Annotated in this window: 18 protein-coding genes and 1 pseudogene; 15 read left to right on the top strand and 4 right to left on the bottom strand. The window is 65.1% G+C overall.

What is annotated here, in order from left to right:
- The first annotated feature begins 70 nt into the window (after nucleotides 1–70).
- The 15 genes and pseudogenes from AC2W7L_RS09560 (at nucleotide 71) to AC2W7L_RS09490 (ending at nucleotide 14,203) form a co-directional block, all read left to right on the top strand.
- Nucleotides 71–736 carry a glycosyltransferase family 4 protein gene (locus AC2W7L_RS09560; protein ID WP_486004265.1) on the top strand — a complete coding sequence of 222 codons (666 nt, stop codon included), beginning with the start codon at nucleotides 71–73 and terminating at the stop codon, nucleotides 734–736.
- A 33-nt stretch (nucleotides 737–769) separates the two neighbouring features.
- Entirely contained in the window at nucleotides 770–1,906 is a 1,137-nt protein-coding gene (locus AC2W7L_RS09555; RefSeq protein WP_486004264.1) for a glycosyltransferase family protein, read from the top strand.
- An 8-nt stretch (nucleotides 1,907–1,914) separates the two neighbouring features.
- Nucleotides 1,915–3,594, top strand: coding sequence for a CTP synthase (gene pyrG / locus AC2W7L_RS09550; protein ID WP_486004263.1), 1,680 nt, complete (start codon nucleotides 1,915–1,917; stop codon nucleotides 3,592–3,594).
- Between the two features lie 88 nt (nucleotides 3,595–3,682).
- Nucleotides 3,683–4,051 (top strand): NUDIX hydrolase, encoded by a 369-nt coding sequence (locus AC2W7L_RS09545; protein WP_486004262.1) that lies wholly within the window; start codon nucleotides 3,683–3,685, stop codon nucleotides 4,049–4,051.
- Entirely contained in the window at nucleotides 3,943–4,419 is a 477-nt protein-coding gene (locus AC2W7L_RS09540; RefSeq protein WP_486004280.1) for an NUDIX domain-containing protein, read from the top strand. The genes AC2W7L_RS09545 and AC2W7L_RS09540 overlap by 109 nt, the downstream gene beginning before the upstream one ends.
- Nucleotides 4,420–4,425: 6 nt before the next feature.
- Nucleotides 4,426–5,376, top strand: a complete 951-nt coding sequence (gene xerD / locus AC2W7L_RS09535; protein ID WP_486004261.1) for a site-specific tyrosine recombinase XerD — start codon at nucleotides 4,426–4,428, stop codon at nucleotides 5,374–5,376.
- A gap of 38 nt (nucleotides 5,377–5,414) precedes the next feature.
- Entirely contained in the window at nucleotides 5,415–6,284 is an 870-nt protein-coding gene (locus AC2W7L_RS09530) for a ParA family protein (protein WP_062243183.1), read from the top strand.
- 77 nt (nucleotides 6,285–6,361) lie between these two features.
- The gene (locus AC2W7L_RS09525; RefSeq protein ID WP_486004260.1) at nucleotides 6,362–7,258 is read left to right on the top strand and encodes a segregation and condensation protein A; all 897 of its coding nucleotides are present in this window, start codon (nucleotides 6,362–6,364) and stop codon (nucleotides 7,256–7,258) included.
- A complete protein-coding gene (scpB, locus tag AC2W7L_RS09520) occupies nucleotides 7,255–7,908 on the top strand; it encodes an SMC-Scp complex subunit ScpB (RefSeq protein WP_486004259.1) in 654 nt (217 codons plus the stop codon). Before AC2W7L_RS09525 ends, scpB begins: the two co-directional genes overlap by 4 nt.
- A gap of 17 nt (nucleotides 7,909–7,925) precedes the next feature.
- Nucleotides 7,926–8,786, top strand: coding sequence for a pseudouridine synthase (locus AC2W7L_RS09515; RefSeq protein ID WP_486004258.1), 861 nt, complete (start codon nucleotides 7,926–7,928; stop codon nucleotides 8,784–8,786).
- The gene (locus AC2W7L_RS09510; RefSeq protein ID WP_486004257.1) at nucleotides 8,783–9,931 is read left to right on the top strand and encodes a prephenate dehydrogenase; all 1,149 of its coding nucleotides are present in this window, start codon (nucleotides 8,783–8,785) and stop codon (nucleotides 9,929–9,931) included. The genes AC2W7L_RS09515 and AC2W7L_RS09510 overlap by 4 nt, the downstream gene beginning before the upstream one ends.
- Nucleotides 9,928–10,587, top strand: coding sequence for a (d)CMP kinase (gene cmk, locus AC2W7L_RS09505; protein ID WP_039208284.1), 660 nt, complete (start codon nucleotides 9,928–9,930; stop codon nucleotides 10,585–10,587). Before AC2W7L_RS09510 ends, cmk begins: the two co-directional genes overlap by 4 nt.
- Nucleotides 10,584–12,095, top strand: coding sequence for a ribosome biogenesis GTPase Der (gene der, locus AC2W7L_RS09500; RefSeq protein WP_486004256.1), 1,512 nt, complete (start codon nucleotides 10,584–10,586; stop codon nucleotides 12,093–12,095). Before cmk ends, der begins: the two co-directional genes overlap by 4 nt.
- Entirely contained in the window at nucleotides 12,096–13,499 is a 1,404-nt protein-coding gene (locus AC2W7L_RS09495) for an AI-2E family transporter (protein WP_486004255.1), read from the top strand. It begins immediately after the preceding gene.
- 78 nt (nucleotides 13,500–13,577) lie between these two features.
- A pseudogene (locus tag AC2W7L_RS09490) lies at nucleotides 13,578–14,203 on the top strand (L-threonylcarbamoyladenylate synthase).
- Nucleotides 14,204–14,436: 233 nt separating this feature from the next.
- Here the strand turns inward: AC2W7L_RS09490 and AC2W7L_RS09485 are convergent.
- From AC2W7L_RS09485 to AC2W7L_RS09470, 4 genes are read right to left on the bottom strand one after another with little or no spacing between them, the layout of a single operon-like run.
- Nucleotides 14,437–15,141, bottom strand: coding sequence for an ABC transporter ATP-binding protein (locus AC2W7L_RS09485; RefSeq protein ID WP_486004254.1), 705 nt, complete (start codon nucleotides 15,139–15,141; stop codon nucleotides 14,437–14,439).
- Complete coding sequence (locus tag AC2W7L_RS09480; RefSeq protein ID WP_083532666.1) at nucleotides 15,141–15,914, bottom strand: ABC transporter ATP-binding protein; 774 nt, start codon at nucleotides 15,912–15,914, stop codon at nucleotides 15,141–15,143. The genes AC2W7L_RS09485 and AC2W7L_RS09480 overlap by 1 nt, the downstream gene beginning before the upstream one ends.
- On the bottom strand, nucleotides 15,911–16,960 hold the full coding sequence (locus AC2W7L_RS09475) for a branched-chain amino acid ABC transporter permease (protein ID WP_486004253.1): 1,050 nt from the start codon (nucleotides 16,958–16,960) through the stop codon (nucleotides 15,911–15,913). The genes AC2W7L_RS09480 and AC2W7L_RS09475 overlap by 4 nt, the downstream gene beginning before the upstream one ends.
- Nucleotides 16,957–17,823: a branched-chain amino acid ABC transporter permease gene (locus AC2W7L_RS09470; RefSeq protein WP_062243160.1), complete on the bottom strand. Its 867-nt coding sequence runs from the start codon at nucleotides 17,821–17,823 to the stop codon at nucleotides 16,957–16,959. The genes AC2W7L_RS09475 and AC2W7L_RS09470 overlap by 4 nt, the downstream gene beginning before the upstream one ends.
- Nucleotides 17,824–17,873: the final 50 nt, after the last annotated feature.

Raw genomic sequence — 17,873 nt, 5'->3', positions numbered from 1 at the left:
TCGACCGTGCCCGCGAGCTCGGCGCGCAGGATGCCCGTTCCTCCCGGCCGCCGCCCCCGAGGTCACACATGTGTCCGCCGAGGCGGCCGCCGCCACCCGCGCAGGCCTGGCCGAGGAGTTCGACTTCGACCCCGGGGCGCTCATCGTGCTCGCCGTCGGTCGCGTCGCCGAACAGAAGAACTATCCGATGCTCGTGCGCGGACTCGCCCGCCTCGGCGAAGGAAATCGACAGGCCACGGGGAACCCGCAACGCGAAGCGAACCGGCAGGGCGAGATCGTCGCTCTCATCGCCGGTGCCGCCGATGACGAGGTGCTCGCGAAGGTCCGCGCTCAGTACGCCGGCGCCGCAGCCGCCTCGGCGATTCCGGCCCTGCATTTCCTCGGAGCCCGCGACGACATCTCCGAACTCGCCGCCGCCGCGGACGTCTTCGCACTCACCAGCGTGTGGGAAGCCCGGGCGCTCGTGCTCCAGGAGGCACTGATGACCGGCAAGGCGATCGTGGCCACCGCCACCGGCGGCAGCGCCGAACTCGTCGGCGACGCAGGCATCCTCATCGACCATGACGATGATGCCGCATTCGCCGCAGCCGTGGCCGAACTCGCCGTCGATCCCGCCCGTCGAGCCGAACTCGGGGCCCGCGCCGGGGCACGCGGAGCCGAGCTTCCCGATGAGAGGGAAGTTGCCGAAGAACTCGCAGGTCTTTACACGGAACTCGTGTCTGCCCAGGTAGGCTAGAACCAGCGTCGAACGAAAGAAGAGGATGAGGAAATGAGCGAATCCGGCGAGGTCAACCCACTGAGCGCAGACACACGAATTCTGCACGTGCTCGCCGAGACCACCGGTCCCGTCGTCGAAGTGGCGAAGCTCGCCGTGCTCGGTCACCTCCGAGCCGGTTACAAGGTCGCCGTCGCCGCGCACCGGTCGATTCTGGGCACCTTCGGAGTCCCGGAGGAGCTGGCCGACGAATTCCGTGAGATCGAACTCGCGGCACGCAGACGCTTCACGATGGCCGACCCCAACACCGCTTTCACTCTTCACAAGTACTACCAGCACGTGGACATCGTCCACGCGCACGGACTGCACGCGGCGACGCTCGCCGGCCTGGCCTTCACCGGTCTGCCCGCCCGCCTCCACCCGAAGGTCGTCGCCACCATCGAATCCTTCGACTCCGCAAACGTCATCGAGAAGACCGGAGCCGAGATCGTCGGCCGCACCGCAACAGCAGTGCTCGGCACGACCGAACCCGTCGTCGACTACTACGGCGGCCGCGTCCCCGTCGTCGAACGCGCCGAACTCGTCCACCCGGACATCGACGTCGACCTCACTGTGCGCACACCGCGCGCCGAGGTCCGCCGTGAACTCGGGCTCGCCGAAGGCACCTGGATGGTCGCCAGCCCCATCGCACTGCGCGACCACACGGCCCTGGCGACGGTGCTCGACGCCGCCGACCAGATCAACCAGCGCCGCCGCGACCGCAACGTCGTCTTCGTCCTCACCGGCACCGGCAAGGACCGCTCGACGATCTCCCGCGAATTCTCCGACCGCGGCGTCCTCGTCGCTCCCGCCGGCGACCTCGTCGATGTGGCTGCCGCCGCCGATGTCGTCATCGCCAGCGAAACCATGACCGGACTGTCCCACGAAGACCTCATGCAGCTGTCGAAGCCGGCGGTATTCATCGGCAGCGAACGCCGCGCAGGCATCTGGGGAGAGGCCGCGAAAGCCGTTCCCGCCGACGACACGGATGCGCTGCTGCGTGAGATCAATCATCTTCTCGACGACCCGGCCGGACGCGGAACCTCGGCTGTGGCAGCGAAGAAGCGGGTCATCGACGTGAGCAACGGGGCGGCGATCTCCGAGACGCTGCTCGATCTGTACGCCGAGGTCGACGCCGTCTCGGATTCGTGAGCCGGACTTTGATAGAATCAAATCCCGTGGTGAATCGAACTGGCCCTGGCGGCACACATACGGCAAAGCACATCTTCGTCACGGGAGGCGTCGCCTCCTCGTTGGGCAAGGGTCTGACGGCATCGAGCCTCGGCCACCTGCTCACTCAGCGCGGCCTCACCGTGGCCATGCAGAAGCTGGATCCCTACCTCAACGTGGATCCCGGCACGATGAACCCCTTCCAGCACGGCGAAGTCTTCGTCACCGAGGACGGTGCAGAGACCGACCTCGACATCGGCCACTACGAGCGCTTCCTCGACAACAGCCTCGACGGCGCAGCGAACGTGACCACCGGACAGATCTACTCCTCGGTCATCGCGAAGGAACGCCGCGGCGCGTACCTCGGCGACACCGTCCAGGTCATTCCGCACATCACCGATGAGATCAAGGCGCGCATGCGTGCCCAGGCCGAACGCCCCGAGGCGGACCGCCCCGATGTCATCATCACCGAGATCGGCGGCACCGTCGGCGATATCGAATCCCAGCCCTTCCTCGAGGCGGCCCGGCAGGTTCGTCACGACATCGGCCGAGACAACGTGTTCTTCATCCACGTCTCCCTCGTTCCCTACCTCGGGCCCTCCGGAGAGCTGAAGACGAAGCCGACCCAGCACTCGGTGGCCACCCTGCGCTCCATCGGCATCCAGCCCGATGCGATCGTGCTCCGCTCCGACCGCGAGCTGCCGGATTCGATCCGCGCGAAGATCGCCGGCGCCTGCGACGTCGAGACCGAAGCTGTCGTGTCCTGCGTCGACGCACCGAGCATCTACGACATTCCGAAGGTCCTCCACGACGGCGGCCTCGACGTGTTCGTCATCCGCAACCTCAACCTGCCCTTTCGCGACGTCGACTGGACGAAGTGGGACTGGGTACTCGAGCGCGTGCACAACCCATCCCGGGAAGTCACCATCGGCATCGTCGGCAAGTACATCGACCTGCCCGACGCCTACCTCTCCGTCACCGAGGCGCTGCGCCACGGCGGCTTCGCCAACGACGCGAAGGTCACAATCAAGTGGATCCAGTCCGATGACTGCTCCACCGAGGCCGGCTCGGAAGCGGCGCTGAACGGCCTCGACGCGATCTGCGTGCCCGGCGGATTCGGCATCCGCGGCATCGAAGGCAAGCTCGGCGCACTCGAGTACACACGCACCCACGGTATTCCGACGCTGGGCCTGTGCCTGGGTCTGCAGTGCATGGTCATCGAATACGCACGCAATGTCGCCGGCATCGAGGCGGCCTCGTCGTCCGAATTCGACCCCGAGACCACGGTCCCCGTCATCGCGACGATGGCCGAGCAGCTCTCGATCGTCGAAGGCGAAGGCGACCTGGGCGGCACCATGCGCCTGGGCACCTACGAAGCGAAGCTCACCGAAGGCAGCGTCGTGGCCGGCGTGTACGGTCAGACGACGATCAGCGAACGTCACCGTCACCGCTACGAGGTCAACAACACCTACCGGGACCAGCTCGCCGAGGCGGGACTCGAGTTCTCCGGCACCTCACCGAACGGTGAGCTCGTCGAATTCGTCGAACTGCCGAGCGATACGCACCCGTTCTACGTCTCCACTCAGGCGCACCCCGAGCTGAAGTCGCGTCCGACCTCTCCGCACCCGCTGTTCGCGGGCCTGGTCGCCGCGGCGCTCGAGCGTCAGTGACCGTTGTCCATCCTCACTGCGAATGCCGTCGGCGACAGTGCCGGCGGCATTCGCCGTTTCACCACAGTCGAACTCCGGGAGGCAGCCGATGAGCACACCGAGTGAAGAGATCCTGCAGGACGAACCGGTGATCCCACCGATCTCATCGTCCGAGGTCGTCTACGAAGGCGCCGTGTGGGACATCCGCAAGGAGACCTTCGACCTTCCCGAGGCGTCCGGACTCGTCCGTGATCTCATGGCGCACACCGGTGCCGTCGGCGTCGCCGTCGTCGACGACCAGCAGCGGATCCTGCTGGCACAGCAGTATCGGCACCCCGTCCGGGCCCGGCTGTGGGAGGTGCGGCGGGTCTGCTCGACATCCCCGGAGAGGACCCGCTCGAAGCGGCGAAGAGGGAGCTCGTCGAAGAGGCCGACCTCACCGCCGTTCACTGGGACGTCCTCAGCGACTCCTGCCTGACTCCGGGCGGCAGCTCCGAGACGATGCGTCTGTACCTCGCCCGCGGTCTCACTGAGGTTCCCGAAGCCGACCGTCACGAACGCGGTGAGGAGGAGGCCGGGTTCCGCTTTGCCTGGGTTGATATCTCCGAGGCGCTCGATGCCGTCGCCGATGGGCGGATCACCAACGCGATCGCTCAGCTCGCGATCTTCCAGGTCGACCGAGTGCTGCGCGCAGAAGCGTCGGGAGCACGGGTGAAGTTCCGTCCCGTCGATGCGCCGAGGCGGCTTGTCGACGGCCGCCCCGACTTCGGTCGCGGTGCGAGCGTCGAGACGACCGGCACGAGCGAGGATGCGCCGTCCACGCAGGTCGGCACGGGCGAGGACTGATAACCCGTGGCCCGGCACGGTGCTGAACTGCTGCCAGAGAATCTGCCTGACGATCTGCGTCGCGGTTTTGCGTCCTATCTGTCCTCCCTGCGTTTCGAACGGGGACTGTCGATGAACTCGATCGATGCCTACGCCCGTGACCTCGCCCGGTACGGAACCTGGCTGACCGAGGACGGGGTGAGCCGCCTCGGCGAGGTCGATCGACAGAAAGTGGAGAGCTATGCGCTCCACCTGCTCGATTCGGGATTGGCACCGCGGAGTCGTGCCCGCGCACTCGTCGCGGTGCGACGATTCCACACCTTCGCCCTCGGGGAGAACCTCACGTCCACGGATCCGGCCTCCGAGGTCAGCCCGCCGCAGGAGGGACTGCGCCTGCCCAAGGCCCTGGCGCTCGACGATATCGAAGCGATGATCGCCACCGCGGACGGGGAGGAGCCGGTGCAGATCAGGGCCGCCGCCCTCCTCGAACTCCTCTATGCCACGGGGGCGCGCATCTCCGAAGCCGTGGGGATCGACCTCGATGATCTCGACCTCGACTCCGGGCTCGTCCGGCTCTACGGCAAGGGCGGGAAGGAGCGGATCGTGCCCTTCGGATCCCATGCGGCCCGCGCCCTGGGCGCGTGGGTCTCACGAGTGCGGCCGTCGATGGCGGCGAAGGCGAAGTCCTCGGCTCCGGCCGGGGCGCTGTTCCTCAACGCACGCGGAACCCGGCTCTCCCGGGTCTCCGCGTGGCAGATCGTCAAGGACGCCGGGGAAGCTGCCAAGATCGACGCCGAGGTCTCTCCGCACACGTTCCGGCACTCGTTCGCCACGCATCTTCTCGAGGGCGGGGCGGACATCCGCGTCGTCCAGGAGCTGCTCGGGCATGCCTCGGTGACGACGACGCAGATCTATACGAAAGTCTCCGAGGAGACACTGCGGGAAGTGTACGCGACCTCGCACCCTCGGGCGCGGTAGGGTTGTATGAAGAGCAACGAAAGGTGGCCATCCGAGTGATGAATACGCAAGAGGCGTTGGAGATCCCCCAGCAGAGGACCGCAGCAGTCGAGCCCCAGGATTTCCCGGAGCCGGCACCCCTGGATTCGCACGGACCCGCCCGCATCATCGCGATGGTCAACCAGAAGGGCGGGGTCGGGAAGACGACCTCGTCGATCAACCTCGGTGCTGCCCTGGCCGCCTACGGCCGCAAGATGCTGCTCGTCGACTTCGACCCGCAGGGCGCACTGTCCGTCGGACTGGGACTCAATCCCTATGAGCTCGATATCAGCATCTACAATCTGCTGATGAACCCGCGACTGGACCCGCACGAGGTCATCGTCGAAACGGAATTCGACAACATCGACATCCTGCCGGCCAATATCGACCTCTCCGCCGCCGAAGTCCAGCTCGTCGGCGAGGTCGCCCGCGAGCAGGTGCTCGCCCGTGCCCTGTCGAAGGTCGCCGACGAATACGATGTCATTCTCATCGACTGCCAGCCCTCGCTGGGTCTGCTCACCGTCAACGCTCTGACCGCCGCCCATGGTGTCGTCATCCCGCTCGAGACCGAGTTCTTCGCACTGCGCGGCGTCGCCCTGCTCGTCGAGACGATCGAGAAGGTCCAGGACCGGCTCAACCCCTCGCTCGAGGTCGACGGGATCCTCGCCACGATGTTCGACTCGCGAACGCTGCACTCGAAGGAAGTCATGTCGCGGGTCACCGAAGCCTTCGGTGACAAGGTCTTCGAGACCGTCATCAACCGCACCGTGAAGTTCCCCGATGCCTCCGTGGCGGCCGAACCGATCACGAGCTTCGCACCGAAGCACGCCGGCTCCGAGGCCTACCGTCGACTGGCCAGGGAGCTCATCGCCCGCGGAGGCGCACCCTGAGCGACTCCGTAACCGACGAGGAGGAAGCGGCCCCCGTTTCAACCGAGGCCGCTGCGGGCGATGCAGTCGCTGGTGATGTGAAAGTCGTTTCCGGCGAAGCATCCGCGGGTGCCGAAGTCGCTTCCGGCGAGGGCTCTGCCTCCGGCAGCGAAGTAGTCTCCGGCGATGATGCCGCGCAGGGATTCCAGGTGCGGTTGGACAACTTCACCGGCCCTTTCGACCTGCTGCTCGGTCTGATCTCGAAGCGTCGACTCGACGTCACGGAGATCGCCCTGGCCGAGGTCACCGATGAGTTCATCGCCTACACCACCGAACTGAAGGATCAGGCGAATCTCGCCGAGATCTCCCAGTTCCTCCTCGTCGCGGCGACCCTGCTCGACCTCAAGACCGCACGGCTGCTGCCGCACGAAGAGGGAGAAGAGGTCCTCGACCTCGAACTGCTCGAGGCCCGCGATCTGCTCTTCGCCCGGCTGCTGCAGTACAAGGCGTACAAGTCCGTGTCCGGTTATCTGGCCGAGGCGATGGCCGCCGGGTCGATCCGCGCTCCACGTGACGTCGACCTCGAACCGGAGTTCCAAGACGTGCTGCCGCCGTTGGAGCTCAACATCGGCCCAGGTGAGCTGGCCGGAATCTTCGCCACCGTGCTCCAACGCGATCACACCCCGCCGAGCGTGGCCGTCGACCACATCCACCTGCCGCTGGTCAGCGTGTCCGAGCAGCGCGGGCACATCCTCTCCCTGTTGCGCGTCGGAGACGTCGACTTCCAGGATCTGCTCGAATCTGCCGAGAACACTCTGGTGGTCGTGGCGCGGTTCCTCGCCCTGCTCGAGCTGTTCAAGGTCGGCCTCTGCGACTTCGACCAGCCCGAGCCATTGGGACGGCTGCTCATCCACCGGACCGAGATGAATGAAGACGGAGTCGACCTGCGCACCGAGGGTGACTGGAGCGGCGACGAAGAAGGGGAACACTCATGATCGATGACGAGATCCTCGCCGGCATCGAAGCCGTGCTCATGATCACCGATTCGGCTGTGACCGCCGAAGACCTCGCCGGCTCCCTCGGCCTCGACGAGGACACCGTCCTCGAAGCCATCCGCACCCTCAAAGCCGACTACGACGGAGATGACAACCGGCGGCAGCGCGGGTTCGAGATCCGCCACGTCGCCGGAGGCTTCCGTATCTTCTCCCGCGGCGACTACCACGAAGTCGTCAAGGACTTCCTCACCGCCGGACAGAGCGCGAAGCTCTCCCAAGCCGCCCTCGAGACCCTCGCAGTCATCGCCTACCGGCAGCCGATCTCCCGGCCCCGCATCGCCGCCATCCGCGGAGTCAGCGTCGACGGCGTCATCCGCACCCTGCTGCTGCGCGGACTCATCGTCGAAGCCGGCAAGGAGGCGTCCACCTCGGCGCTGCTCTATGCCACCACGCGTACGTTCCTCGACACGATGGGCATGAATGCGATCGACGATCTGCCCGATATCGCCCCCTACCTGCCCGAAGACGCCGATGTCGCCGAACTCGGTGCAGAGGACACCGAGGTGCTCGCCGAGATCGACGGCGCCCTCGACGACGATCTCGACGATGAAACTGATTCGTCCGCCGAGATGTCACGAGTCGCTGATTGATTTGAGAGAATGGAAGTATGAGTCCCTACCGTGATCACCGCGCCCCCGGCGGGCGCCAGAACCGACCCAGCCGAAAACAGCGCGCAGCGACGGCCGATCAGGCCTCCAACAAGGGCGGTTCGGGTGCCGGTCAGGCATCGGATGCCCACGTCAGCGGGGGTGTGCGGCTGCAGAAGGTGCTCGCCGAGGCGGGCCTGGGATCACGTCGTGCCTGTGAGCAGCTCATCGTCGACGGCCGCGTCGAGGTCGACGGCAGCATCGTGACCGAACTGGGCACCCGGATCGACCCCGAAACGCAGTCCGTGTACGTGGACACAGTGAGAATTTCGACACAGACCAAGAAGGTCTACCTCGTGCTCAACAAGCCCGCGGGCGTCGTGTCGACCATGAGCGATCCCGAGGGCCGACCCTGCCTGGCCGATTACGTGCGCAACAACACGGAGCGCCTCTTCCACGTCGGTCGCCTCGACACGGAGACCGAAGGCATCATCCTGCTCACCAACGACGGGGAGCTGAGCAACCGCCTCGCCCACCCGCGCTACGAGATTCCGAAGACCTACATCGCGAAGGTCAAGGGTCAGCTGGCGAAGGACGCCGGAGCCATCCTCAAGGCCGGAATCGACCTCGAAGACGGTTTCGTCAAGGTCGATGACTTCAAGCTCGTCGATTCGACCCCGGGCAAGTCCGTCGTCGAACTCACCCTCCATTCCGGCCGCAACCGCGTCGTGCGCCGCCTGCTCGCCGAGATCGGCCACCCGGTGGAGCGTCTCGTGCGGCTGAAGTTCGGACCGATCGTCCTCGACGAGCAGAAGCAGGGCAAGATCCGCCCGCTGCGCTCCGATGAGGTCGGCGCACTGTTCGAGGCCGTCGGTCTGTGAGAGTCCACATCATCGGCACCGGCCTGCTCGGTGCCAGCCTGGGGTTGGCGCTGAGCGCAAACGGCCATCAGGTGACCCTCGAAGACACCTCACCGACCGCGCAGCAGCTCGCCGCGGACCTCGGTGCCGGTCAGGTCCTCAACTCGAAGACAACCGTCGCCGAGGCGGCCGACCCGACCGGTGCCACCGACGCTGCGTCGCCTGCCGCGCACCCGGACATCGTCGTCGTCGCCACCCCGCCCGACGTCGCCGCTCGGGTCATCGCCTCGGCGCTCGAGGACTACCCGAATGCCACGGTCACCGACGTCGCCAGCGTCAAGACCCGCCTGCTCGAGTCGGTGCGGGGGCTGGTCACGGGCACTCAGCTCGATCGCTATATCGGATGCCATCCGATGGCCGGGCGCGAGAAGTCCGGGGCGATCGCCGCCCAGTCGGACCTGTTCACGGCCCGACCCTGGGTGATCTGCTCGGACGACGACACCCCGGCCGACCGCCTCGGCGAGGTCATCGCCATGGCCGAGGACACGGGCGCCTCGGTGCTCCACCTCGACCCACGCATCCACGATGCCGCAGTTGCGAAGGTTTCGCACGTCCCGCAGATCGTCGCCTCCCTCGTCGCCTCTCAGCTGCGGCACGCGCCTCTGGAGGAGATCTCGCTGGCCGGGCAGGGGCTGCGCGATGTCACGCGCATCGCCGCCTCGGACCCGGGACTGTGGACGCAGATCCTGACCGGGAACGCCGAGGAGGTCCGCTCCGTGCTCATCGATCTGCGCACCGAGCTCGACGAGGTCATCGGCGCACTCGAACTCGGACCCGGGTCGACGGGACTGCTCGCCAAGGCGATCGCCTTGGGCAATGAGGGACACGACCGGATTCCCGGCAAGCACGGGCAGCCGCCGACCACCTATGCTGTTGTCACGATCCTGGTTCCGGATACGCCCGGAATGCTGGCCCGGCTGTTCAAGGACATCGGCGACCTCGGCGTCAATGTCGAGGACTTCCGGATGGATCACGCCTCCGGTCGGAAACTGGGCATGGTCGACGTGTCCGTTGTCCCGGCCATCCAGCAGGAGCTGGAGATCGGATTGCTGTCGAAGGGATGGCAGATCCCCGAATCCGCCATCGAGAAAGAAGGAACTGCATGAGCGTCGTAGCCATTGACGGACCGTCCGGAGTGGGCAAGTCGAGCACCGCCAAGGAGGTGGCGCGTCGGCTGGGATACCAGTACCTGGACACCGGTGCGATGTACCGGGCGATGGCGTGGCTGTGCCTCAACCGCGGGGTCACCGACCCCGTCGACGTGCTCGAGCAGGTGCGCGGTGCGGATCTGGAGATCTCGCTGAGCCCCGACGAATTCTTCGTCTCCGTCGACGATATCGACGTCACCGAGGAGATCCGCGGTGAGGAAGTGTCGGCGAACGTGCAGACTGTCTCCGGCGTCATCGACGCCCGCGAGGAGCTCATCGAGATGCAGCGAGCCTACATCACCGCCGCGCCCGAGGGCATCGTCGTCGAAGGCCGGGACATCACGACCGTGGTGGCACCCGATGCCGATGTGCGCATCCTCATGACCGCCCGCGACGAGGTCCGTGTGGCCCGCCGGGCGAAGGAAGTGCACGGCAATGCCGACGCCGAGGCGATCGCCGCCACCCAAGACCTCGTCACGGGCCGTGACGCCAAGGACTCCGCCACGACGAGCTTCTTAGAGGCCGCCGACGGAGTGTTCACACTCGATACCAGCGACATCGACTTCGACCAGGTGGTCGAAACGGTGCTGCAGCTGGTGAAGGACTCACAATGAGCGAATCCGAATTCCACGAGACACCTGACGAAGACCTCGTCGACCGCGTCGAGAGCATCAGCGACGAGGAGGCCGAGCAGCGGGCGACCGCGCTCGAGGCCGGACTCGAAAGCTATGAGCTCGAAGACGAGGACCGTGCGCTGCTGCGCGCCTACGGCTTCGACGAAGACGAAGACGCGACCCTCGGTGCCGCACCGGTGCTGGCCGTCGTCGGCCGCCCCAACGTCGGCAAGTCGACGCTGGTCAACCGCATCCTCGGCCGCCGTGAAGCCGTCGTCGAGGATGTTCCCGGAGTCACCCGTGACCGCGTGAGCTACCGGGCGGAGTGGAACACGAAGGAGTTCACCCTCGTCGACACCGGCGGGTGGGATCAGGACTCGAAGGGCATGGCCTCGCGGATTGCGATCCAATCCGAGGTCGCCGTGGACATGGCCGATGCCGTCCTCCTCGTCGTCGATGCCACGACCGGTCCGACCTCGACCGATGAGATGGTCGTGAAGATGCTGCGCCGGAAGAAGAAGCCGGTGCTCCTCGCCGCGAACAAGGTCGATGACGAACGCGGCGAGCTCATGGCCGCCGAACTCTGGGGCTTGGGCCTCGGCCAGCCGTGGACCGTCTCTGCTCTGCACGGTCGGGGAGTCGCCGACCTGCTCGACGAAGTGCTCACGATCCTGCCGGAGGTCTCGGCCGTCGACACCCGTGTCGAGGAGGGCGGACCGCGTCGTGTGGCCCTCGTCGGCCGTCCGAACGTCGGCAAGTCGTCCCTGCTCAACCAGCTCATCGGCTCCGACCGGGTGCTCGTGGACAATGTCGCCGGCACCACTCGTGACCCCGTCGACGAGCTCATCGAGCTCGGTGGGAAGCAGTGGCGCTTCGTCGACACCGCCGGCATCCGCCGTCGCGCTCATCAGGCCAGCGGCGCCGACTTCTATGCCGCACTCCGTACGCAGACCGCGCTCGAACGCGCCGAGGTGGCCCTCGTCCTCATGGAGGTCCAGGACCCGCTGAGCGAGCAGGACGTCCGCATCGTCACGACCGCCGTCGAGGCGGGACGTGCCGTGGTGCTGGCATTCAACAAATGGGATCTGCTCGATGACGAACGCCGCTTCTACCTCGAGCGAGAGATCGAACGGGACCTCGGCCATGTGGCGTGGGCACCGCGCGTGAACATCTCGGCGAAGACCGGACGTCACGCGGAGAAGCTCGTGCCGGCGATGGAGGCCGCTCTCGAGGGCTGGGACACCCGCATTCCGACGGGACGACTCAATGCGTTCCTCGGTGAGCTCGTCGCGGCCAACCCGCACCCGGTGCGCGGCGGCAAGCAGCCGCGCATCCTCTTCGGCACTCAGGCGCAGTCGCGTCCGCCGAAGTTCGTGCTCTTCACCACCGGATTCCTCGACCCCGGTTATCGGCGGTTCATCATCCGCCGTCTGCGTGAGACCTTCGGCTTCAAGGGCACCCCCATCGAGGTGTCGATGCGCATCCGCGAGAAGCGTCGGGGACGCTGAATGAACGAGGACGAGCAGGCGAAGGCGCCGGGTGCCGCAGACGGTGCGACCGGGCGAACCGGACGAACCGGCGATACCGCGCGCCCAGATGAGTCTGCGTCGTCCTCACGACCGGCGGCTGAGCCGGGGTCGGCCGGACCCACCGCCTCGGCGGGGGCCGCCTCCCGACCTGCCGCCTCGGCGGGGGATCCGTCTGCGTCGGCCGCCTCGGTGATGGTGGGATCCAATTCTTCCAGCGCAGAATCGGGCACGGCATCCGGCGCACAATCCGCACCAGAATCCGCACCAGAGTCCGACCCCGCAGGAGAGAAGCGGCCCTGGCACGCGCGGCCGCCGGCGCGAGCGCTGATGATCGCGGTGACGCTGGCAGGGCTGGCGTATGCGCTGATGTTCTTCCGCGGGCTCCAGGACATCGTGGCTCCGGTGTTCCTCGCGCTGAACTTCTACATCGTCGTCTACCCGGTGCAGCGGCTGCTTACCCGGGTCAAGGTGCCGCGGGCGATCGGGGCGTGCATCTCGGTCGTGCTCGTGTTGTGCATGATCTTCGCGTTCTTCGGCCTCACCGCGTGGTCGGTCGCCGAGCTCGTCATCCTCATCCCCAGCTACAGCAACGAACTCGTCAACACGTACCAGAATGCGTTGGCGCTGCTCTCGGACATCGGGGTGACCTCCTCGGTGATCCAGCAGCAGCTCTCGGCCTTCGACGTCCGCTCCGTCCTCGACGCCGTCTACCCGCTGCTGACGAATCTGTCGTCGGTTGCGGGCCTGTTGACCACTGTGATCATGGCGGTGTTCTTCGTGGCGATGGATTCGATGGGCATCGACAAGCGGATGGCGATGCTGCTCGATGTGAAGCCCACGCTGTCGGCGTCGATCGGTGATTTCGCCAGCGGTGTCCGCCGCTACTGGGTGGTGGCCACGGTCTTCGGTCTCATCGTCGCATTCCTCGACGTCATCGCCTTGGCGATCATCGACGTTCCGCTCATCTGGGTGTGGGGCGTGCTGGCATTCCTGACGAACTACATTCCGAACATCGGCTTCGTCATCGGCCTTCTCCCGCCGGCACTGCTGGCGCTGGTCGACAGCGGATGGCAGTCGGCGCTGTGGGTGGTCATCGCCTACAGCGTGCTCAACTTCGTCATCCAGTCGATCATCCAGCCGAAGTTCACGGGCGAATCCGTCGGCGTCACTCCCTTGGTGTCGTTCCTGTCACTTCTGTTCTGGGTATGGGTCCTCGGCTGGCTCGGCGCGCTGCTGGCATTGCCGGCCACCCTGCTCATCAAGGCTCTGCTCGTCGACGCGGATCCGAGAGCCAGGTGGGTGAATATCCTCCTCGCCTCTGATCCGAACACCGCGCGGGCCGAGCTGGTCAAAGGCCTGAAGAAGCCCGAGGCTGCGGTCTGACGATACCCAGCCTCGTGCGCTGAGGAGCGTCTGCGGGTGACCCCTCGCACTGTGGCGGCAGAGTGGTTAGCATGAAGTATGGCGACACTACTGAATATCCATCCGGAGAACCCGCAGGACCGACTGATCGAGAAGGCCGCTGAGTCACTCAGGAACGGTGGCCTGATCGCTTATCCCACGGATTCCTGTTACGCCCTCGGCTGCGCCCTGGACAACAAGGAAGGCATCGAGCGGATCACCCGCATTCGGCACCTCGGCTCGAAGCACCATTCACGCTGATGTGCCACGACTTCGCCCAGCTGGGTCAGTTCGTCATCGTCGACAATTCCGACTTCCGAGCCATCAAGTCGATGACGCCGGGACCCTACACGTTCATCATGAAGGCGACGAAGGAAGTACCGCGCCGGATGATGCATCCGAAGAAGCATTCGGTCGGCGCTCGTATTCCGCAGAACGTCACGGCCCTCGCCCTCGTCGAAGCGATGGGGGAGCCGATCCTGTCATCGACTCTGCTGCTGCCCGGCGACGAGGATCCGCTGACCCACGCCGAGGATGTCATGGACCAGCTCGGCAATGACCTCGACATCGTCATCGAGTCCGGAGTCCCCGGAGTCGTGCCGACCTCGGTCGTCGACTTCACCGGAAAGTTCCCCGAGGTGGCCCGCGTCGGAGCCGGGGACGTCTCCCGATTCCTCGACGAGTGAGACAGCGGGCAACGTCTCCAATGATGTGTCCGGCTGGCTGAATTTTGACCGTGATGAGTCAGACGGAATGGAAGTCGGTCTTGATGAATCCGCCGCACTGAACGAGCGTGACCGAGGGTCTCAACGATCTGGCAGAATAGCTCAACGTAATCTCGCCGAGGTGGCCAAGCCGCCTCGGCGAGATTTCGTTTCCGCGATATCGCCGCCCTCAACTGAAAGGCGGCTTACGTTAGTCAGAGGCCCAGGTAGGCCGCCTGCACGTCGGGATTGTCGAGCAGTCGTGAGGCATCATCAGCGAGGACGATCCGCCCCTCGGCCAGCACGTATCCCCGGTGGGCGATCGCCAGTGACGCCTTCGCGTTCTGCTCACTGAGCAGGACTCCGATACCGTTCCGATTGATCTGAGCGACCGACTCGAGGACCTGCTCGACGACGATGGGAGCCAAGCCCATCGACGGCTCGTCGAGGATCAGCAGGCTCGGATCCGACATCAATGCCCGGCCGATTGCGACCATCTGCTGCTGTCCGCCGGACAGGGAGCCTGCCGGCTGCTTCGCCTTCTCCTTGAGGATCGGAAACATGTCGAGGACGTCAGCGTAGATCTCTTCGGTTCGCGACTTGTTCCGGTGGGGGTACGACCCCAGACGCAGATTCTTCTCCACCGACATCTTGCCGAACAGATGGCGACCTTCGGGACAGTGCGCGATACCGGCCTTGACGATGGCATTGGGGCGCGCTCGATGAAGCTGACGGCCCTCATAGGCGATCGATCCTGACCGAACCCGCATCAGTCCGCTGATGGTCTTGAAGAGAGCCGTCTTTCCTGAGCCGTTCGCGCCGAGCACCACGGTGAGCTCTCCAGGCTGCGCGGTGATACTCACCCCATGGAGCACATCGGTGGCATCGTACCCGGTGCTGACATTGTCGAGCGTGAGCATCAGTTCTCCTCCTGTGCAGTCGAACCGAGGTAGGCGCGGATGACGTTCGGATCGGATTGGATCTCCGCCGGTGCGCCGAGTGCCAGCTTCTGTCCGTGGTCGAGGACGAGGATCGTGTCCGCGAGGTCCATGATCATCGTCATCTTGTGTTCGACGAGCAGGACGGAGACCCCTCGCTGCGGCAATGATCGAATGAGGTCGCCGAAATCGACAGTCTCCTCTTCGGGGATGCCGCCGGCGGGCTCGTCGAGCAGCAGCAGTTCGGGCTCCGTGGCCAGTGCCATTGCTACCGCAGTGCGCTTCTGCACCTCCTGCGGAACATTCGACGCCAGATCGTGTCGGTACTCCGCGACCCCGCAGTACTCAAGAGCTTCCATCGCCTTGTCTTCGTTGATGCGTGATTCACGACGGTGGCGCGGCGTGTGGAAGACGGCGTCGAAGACATTGGACTTCGAGCGGACGATCCGTCCGGCCAGGACGTTCTCCAACAGGGTGCTGTCATCGAACAGGTTCGTCGTCTGGAATGTCCGGGCGATGCCGCCGGCTACGGTACGGTGCGGGGACGAATGCGTGATGTCCTCGCCTTTGAAGCTGATGGTCCCTGCCGTGGGCCGATAGAAGCCGTGGACGAGGTTGAACAGCGTTGACTTGCCGGCACCATTGGGACCGATGACCGCGGTGATCTGACCCGCTTCAACGTCCAGGCTCACGTCCTTGACCGCGTCGAGCCCGCCGAAGCGCTTACCGAGACCGCGAATTTCGAGCAGCGTCATTTCTCCTCCTCGGAGTTGGTGCCGACTGAGGCGGCTGAATCCGATCGTGAGGACTCGTTGTATTCTGAACCGCGGGCCTCTGCACTCCTTCGTCGTCGATTGCGTTTGTCGACGAATCCGCCGAGGTATCCGACGATTCCCCGCGGTGCGAAGATCACGAGGGCGACGATGATGGGTCCCAGCACGATGAATCGATAGGCCTGGAAGTCTTGGAACAGTTCGAACAGGAATGTCACGATCATGCTTCCGAGCAGCGGACCTGCGACAGTGCCCATGCCTCCGACGAGGATGAACATAAGGAATTCGAAGGTCTTGTCGATCGATGCCGCATGGGGGCCGATGAATCCGACCACAGTTGCGTAGAGTCCGCCGCCGATTCCTCCGAGGACAGCCGAGGCGGCGAATGCGAGCTGTTTGCTGAATCCGACGCGCACACCTATCGCATCCGCCAGATCTTCGCTCGTCCTGATGCTCAGCAGCGTGCGACCCACACTCGAGCGCCGAATCGCGTACGTCGTGTAGATGCACACGAGCAGGATGGCGAAGACCAGGTAGAACATCGCAACCGGAGATTCGAAGTCGATGAGTCCTCCGCCTTCGGGGAACTTCACGTTGTTGACGCCGGAATGTGCGTGAGTGACGGACTCCCAACGGCTGATGACGAGGAAGATGATGAAGCCGATGGCCATTGTGAAGATGGCGAAGTACTCATCCTTCGTGCGCAGGGCGATCAGCCCGCAGAGGTAGCCGATGACCGCAGTTCCGATGACGGTTGCGACGAATGCGGTCCAGAAGCTCCAATCGTAATCGGTGGTGAGCAGCCCGACTCCGTAGGCGCCGATGCCGAAGAACCCGCCTTGGGCGAGGTTCAGCTGTCCCGTGAAGCCGAGGATGATGTTGAGGCCGTAGACAGCGATCGCCGCGCACATGCCGACGGTGATTACTCGCATCGTGTAGTTCTCCTGCGCAAACGCCAGGGGCGTCAGGCCGAGCAGGACGATGACGGCGATGGTGCCGATGATCCGAGGATTCTTCATTGAGCTCATCGCTGCACCGCCTTCGTGAACAGGCCGTTCGGTTTGATGGCCAGCACAGCGACGAGAACGACGAATGCCACGGCCTCTCCGACAGCTGAGGAGATGTAGGTCGCCGTCATCGTCTCGGCGATGGCGAGTGCGAATCCGCCGACGATGGCGCCCGGAAGCGACCCCAGACCACCGAGGATGATGATGGCGAACACTTTGAGGTTGAGCGCATCGCCCATCGTCGGAGACAGGAGATTGATCGGTGCGACGAGGCCCGCCGCGATCGTGGCCAGCAGGGCGGACAGCCCCAGCGTCAGCATCGATACCATCGACGGGTTGATGCCGACCAGCGATGCACCGACGCGGTCCTGTTCGATCGCTTCGATCGTCTGGCCGTGGATGGACCGCTTGATGAACATCGCCAACAGCGCCAAGACGATCACCGCGGTGACGATGATGACGATCCTCTGCGCAGAGATTTCGGCGCCGAGGATGCGCAGTTCGCCGGTGATCGGCGTGTCCATACGTCGGAAGTCGGCTCCCCAGATCGCTTGAGCCAGGGCCTGGAAGAAGAACATCGCACCGACGGCCGCGATCATGTGGTGAGTATGCGGGGAGTTGCGCAAGGGATGGAATACGAGGCGTTCGAGCCCGACACCGACGACGAAGAGCATGATCGCCGCAATGCCGATCGCGGCGATATAGGGAACGCCGACGGTCGTGAGGAAGAAATAGGTGATGTACGCGCCGAGCATATACAGCGCACCGTGAGCCAGGTTGGGAATGCGCAGCACTCCGAAAACCAGTGTCAGACCGATCGCAGCGAGGCAGTAGACACCGCCCAGCGCGAGGCCGTTGAAGAGCTGTTGGATGAAGAGGGTCATGATCAGTCGGGTCCTCTGCAGGCATGAGTTCGGCCGGGTGAGGCGCACTC

The organism is Brevibacterium sp. LAARM3_SD1 (genome assembly GCF_057364765.1).
The sequence above is the reverse complement of the archived record's forward strand: the minus strand, read 5'-3'. Positions and strand labels throughout refer to the sequence as shown.

Excerpts from the sequence above, each read along its gene's own strand:
- AC2W7L_RS09555 (WP_486004264.1), top strand. The coding sequence starts at position 770 with ATGAGCGAATCCGGCGAGGTCAACCCACTGAGCGCAGACACACGAATT.
- AC2W7L_RS09545 (WP_486004262.1), top strand. The coding sequence starts at position 3,683 with ATGAGCACACCGAGTGAAGAGATCCTGCAGGACGAACCGGTGATCCCA.
- AC2W7L_RS09530 (WP_062243183.1), top strand. The coding sequence starts at position 5,415 with ATGAATACGCAAGAGGCGTTGGAGATCCCCCAGCAGAGGACCGCAGCA.
- scpB (WP_486004259.1), top strand. The coding sequence starts at position 7,255 with ATGATCGATGACGAGATCCTCGCCGGCATCGAAGCCGTGCTCATGATC.
- AC2W7L_RS09515 (WP_486004258.1), top strand. The coding sequence starts at position 7,926 with ATGAGTCCCTACCGTGATCACCGCGCCCCCGGCGGGCGCCAGAACCGA.
- cmk (WP_039208284.1), top strand. The coding sequence starts at position 9,928 with ATGAGCGTCGTAGCCATTGACGGACCGTCCGGAGTGGGCAAGTCGAGC.
- der (WP_486004256.1), top strand. The coding sequence starts at position 10,584 with ATGAGCGAATCCGAATTCCACGAGACACCTGACGAAGACCTCGTCGAC.
- AC2W7L_RS09495 (WP_486004255.1), top strand. The coding sequence starts at position 12,096 with ATGAACGAGGACGAGCAGGCGAAGGCGCCGGGTGCCGCAGACGGTGCG.
- AC2W7L_RS09485 (WP_486004254.1), bottom strand. The coding sequence starts at position 15,141 with ATGCTCACGCTCGACAATGTCAGCACCGGGTACGATGCCACCGATGTG.
- AC2W7L_RS09480 (WP_083532666.1), bottom strand. The coding sequence starts at position 15,914 with ATGACGCTGCTCGAAATTCGCGGTCTCGGTAAGCGCTTCGGCGGGCTC.
- AC2W7L_RS09475 (WP_486004253.1), bottom strand. The coding sequence starts at position 16,960 with ATGAGCTCAATGAAGAATCCTCGGATCATCGGCACCATCGCCGTCATC.
- AC2W7L_RS09470 (WP_062243160.1), bottom strand. The coding sequence starts at position 17,823 with ATGACCCTCTTCATCCAACAGCTCTTCAACGGCCTCGCGCTGGGCGGT.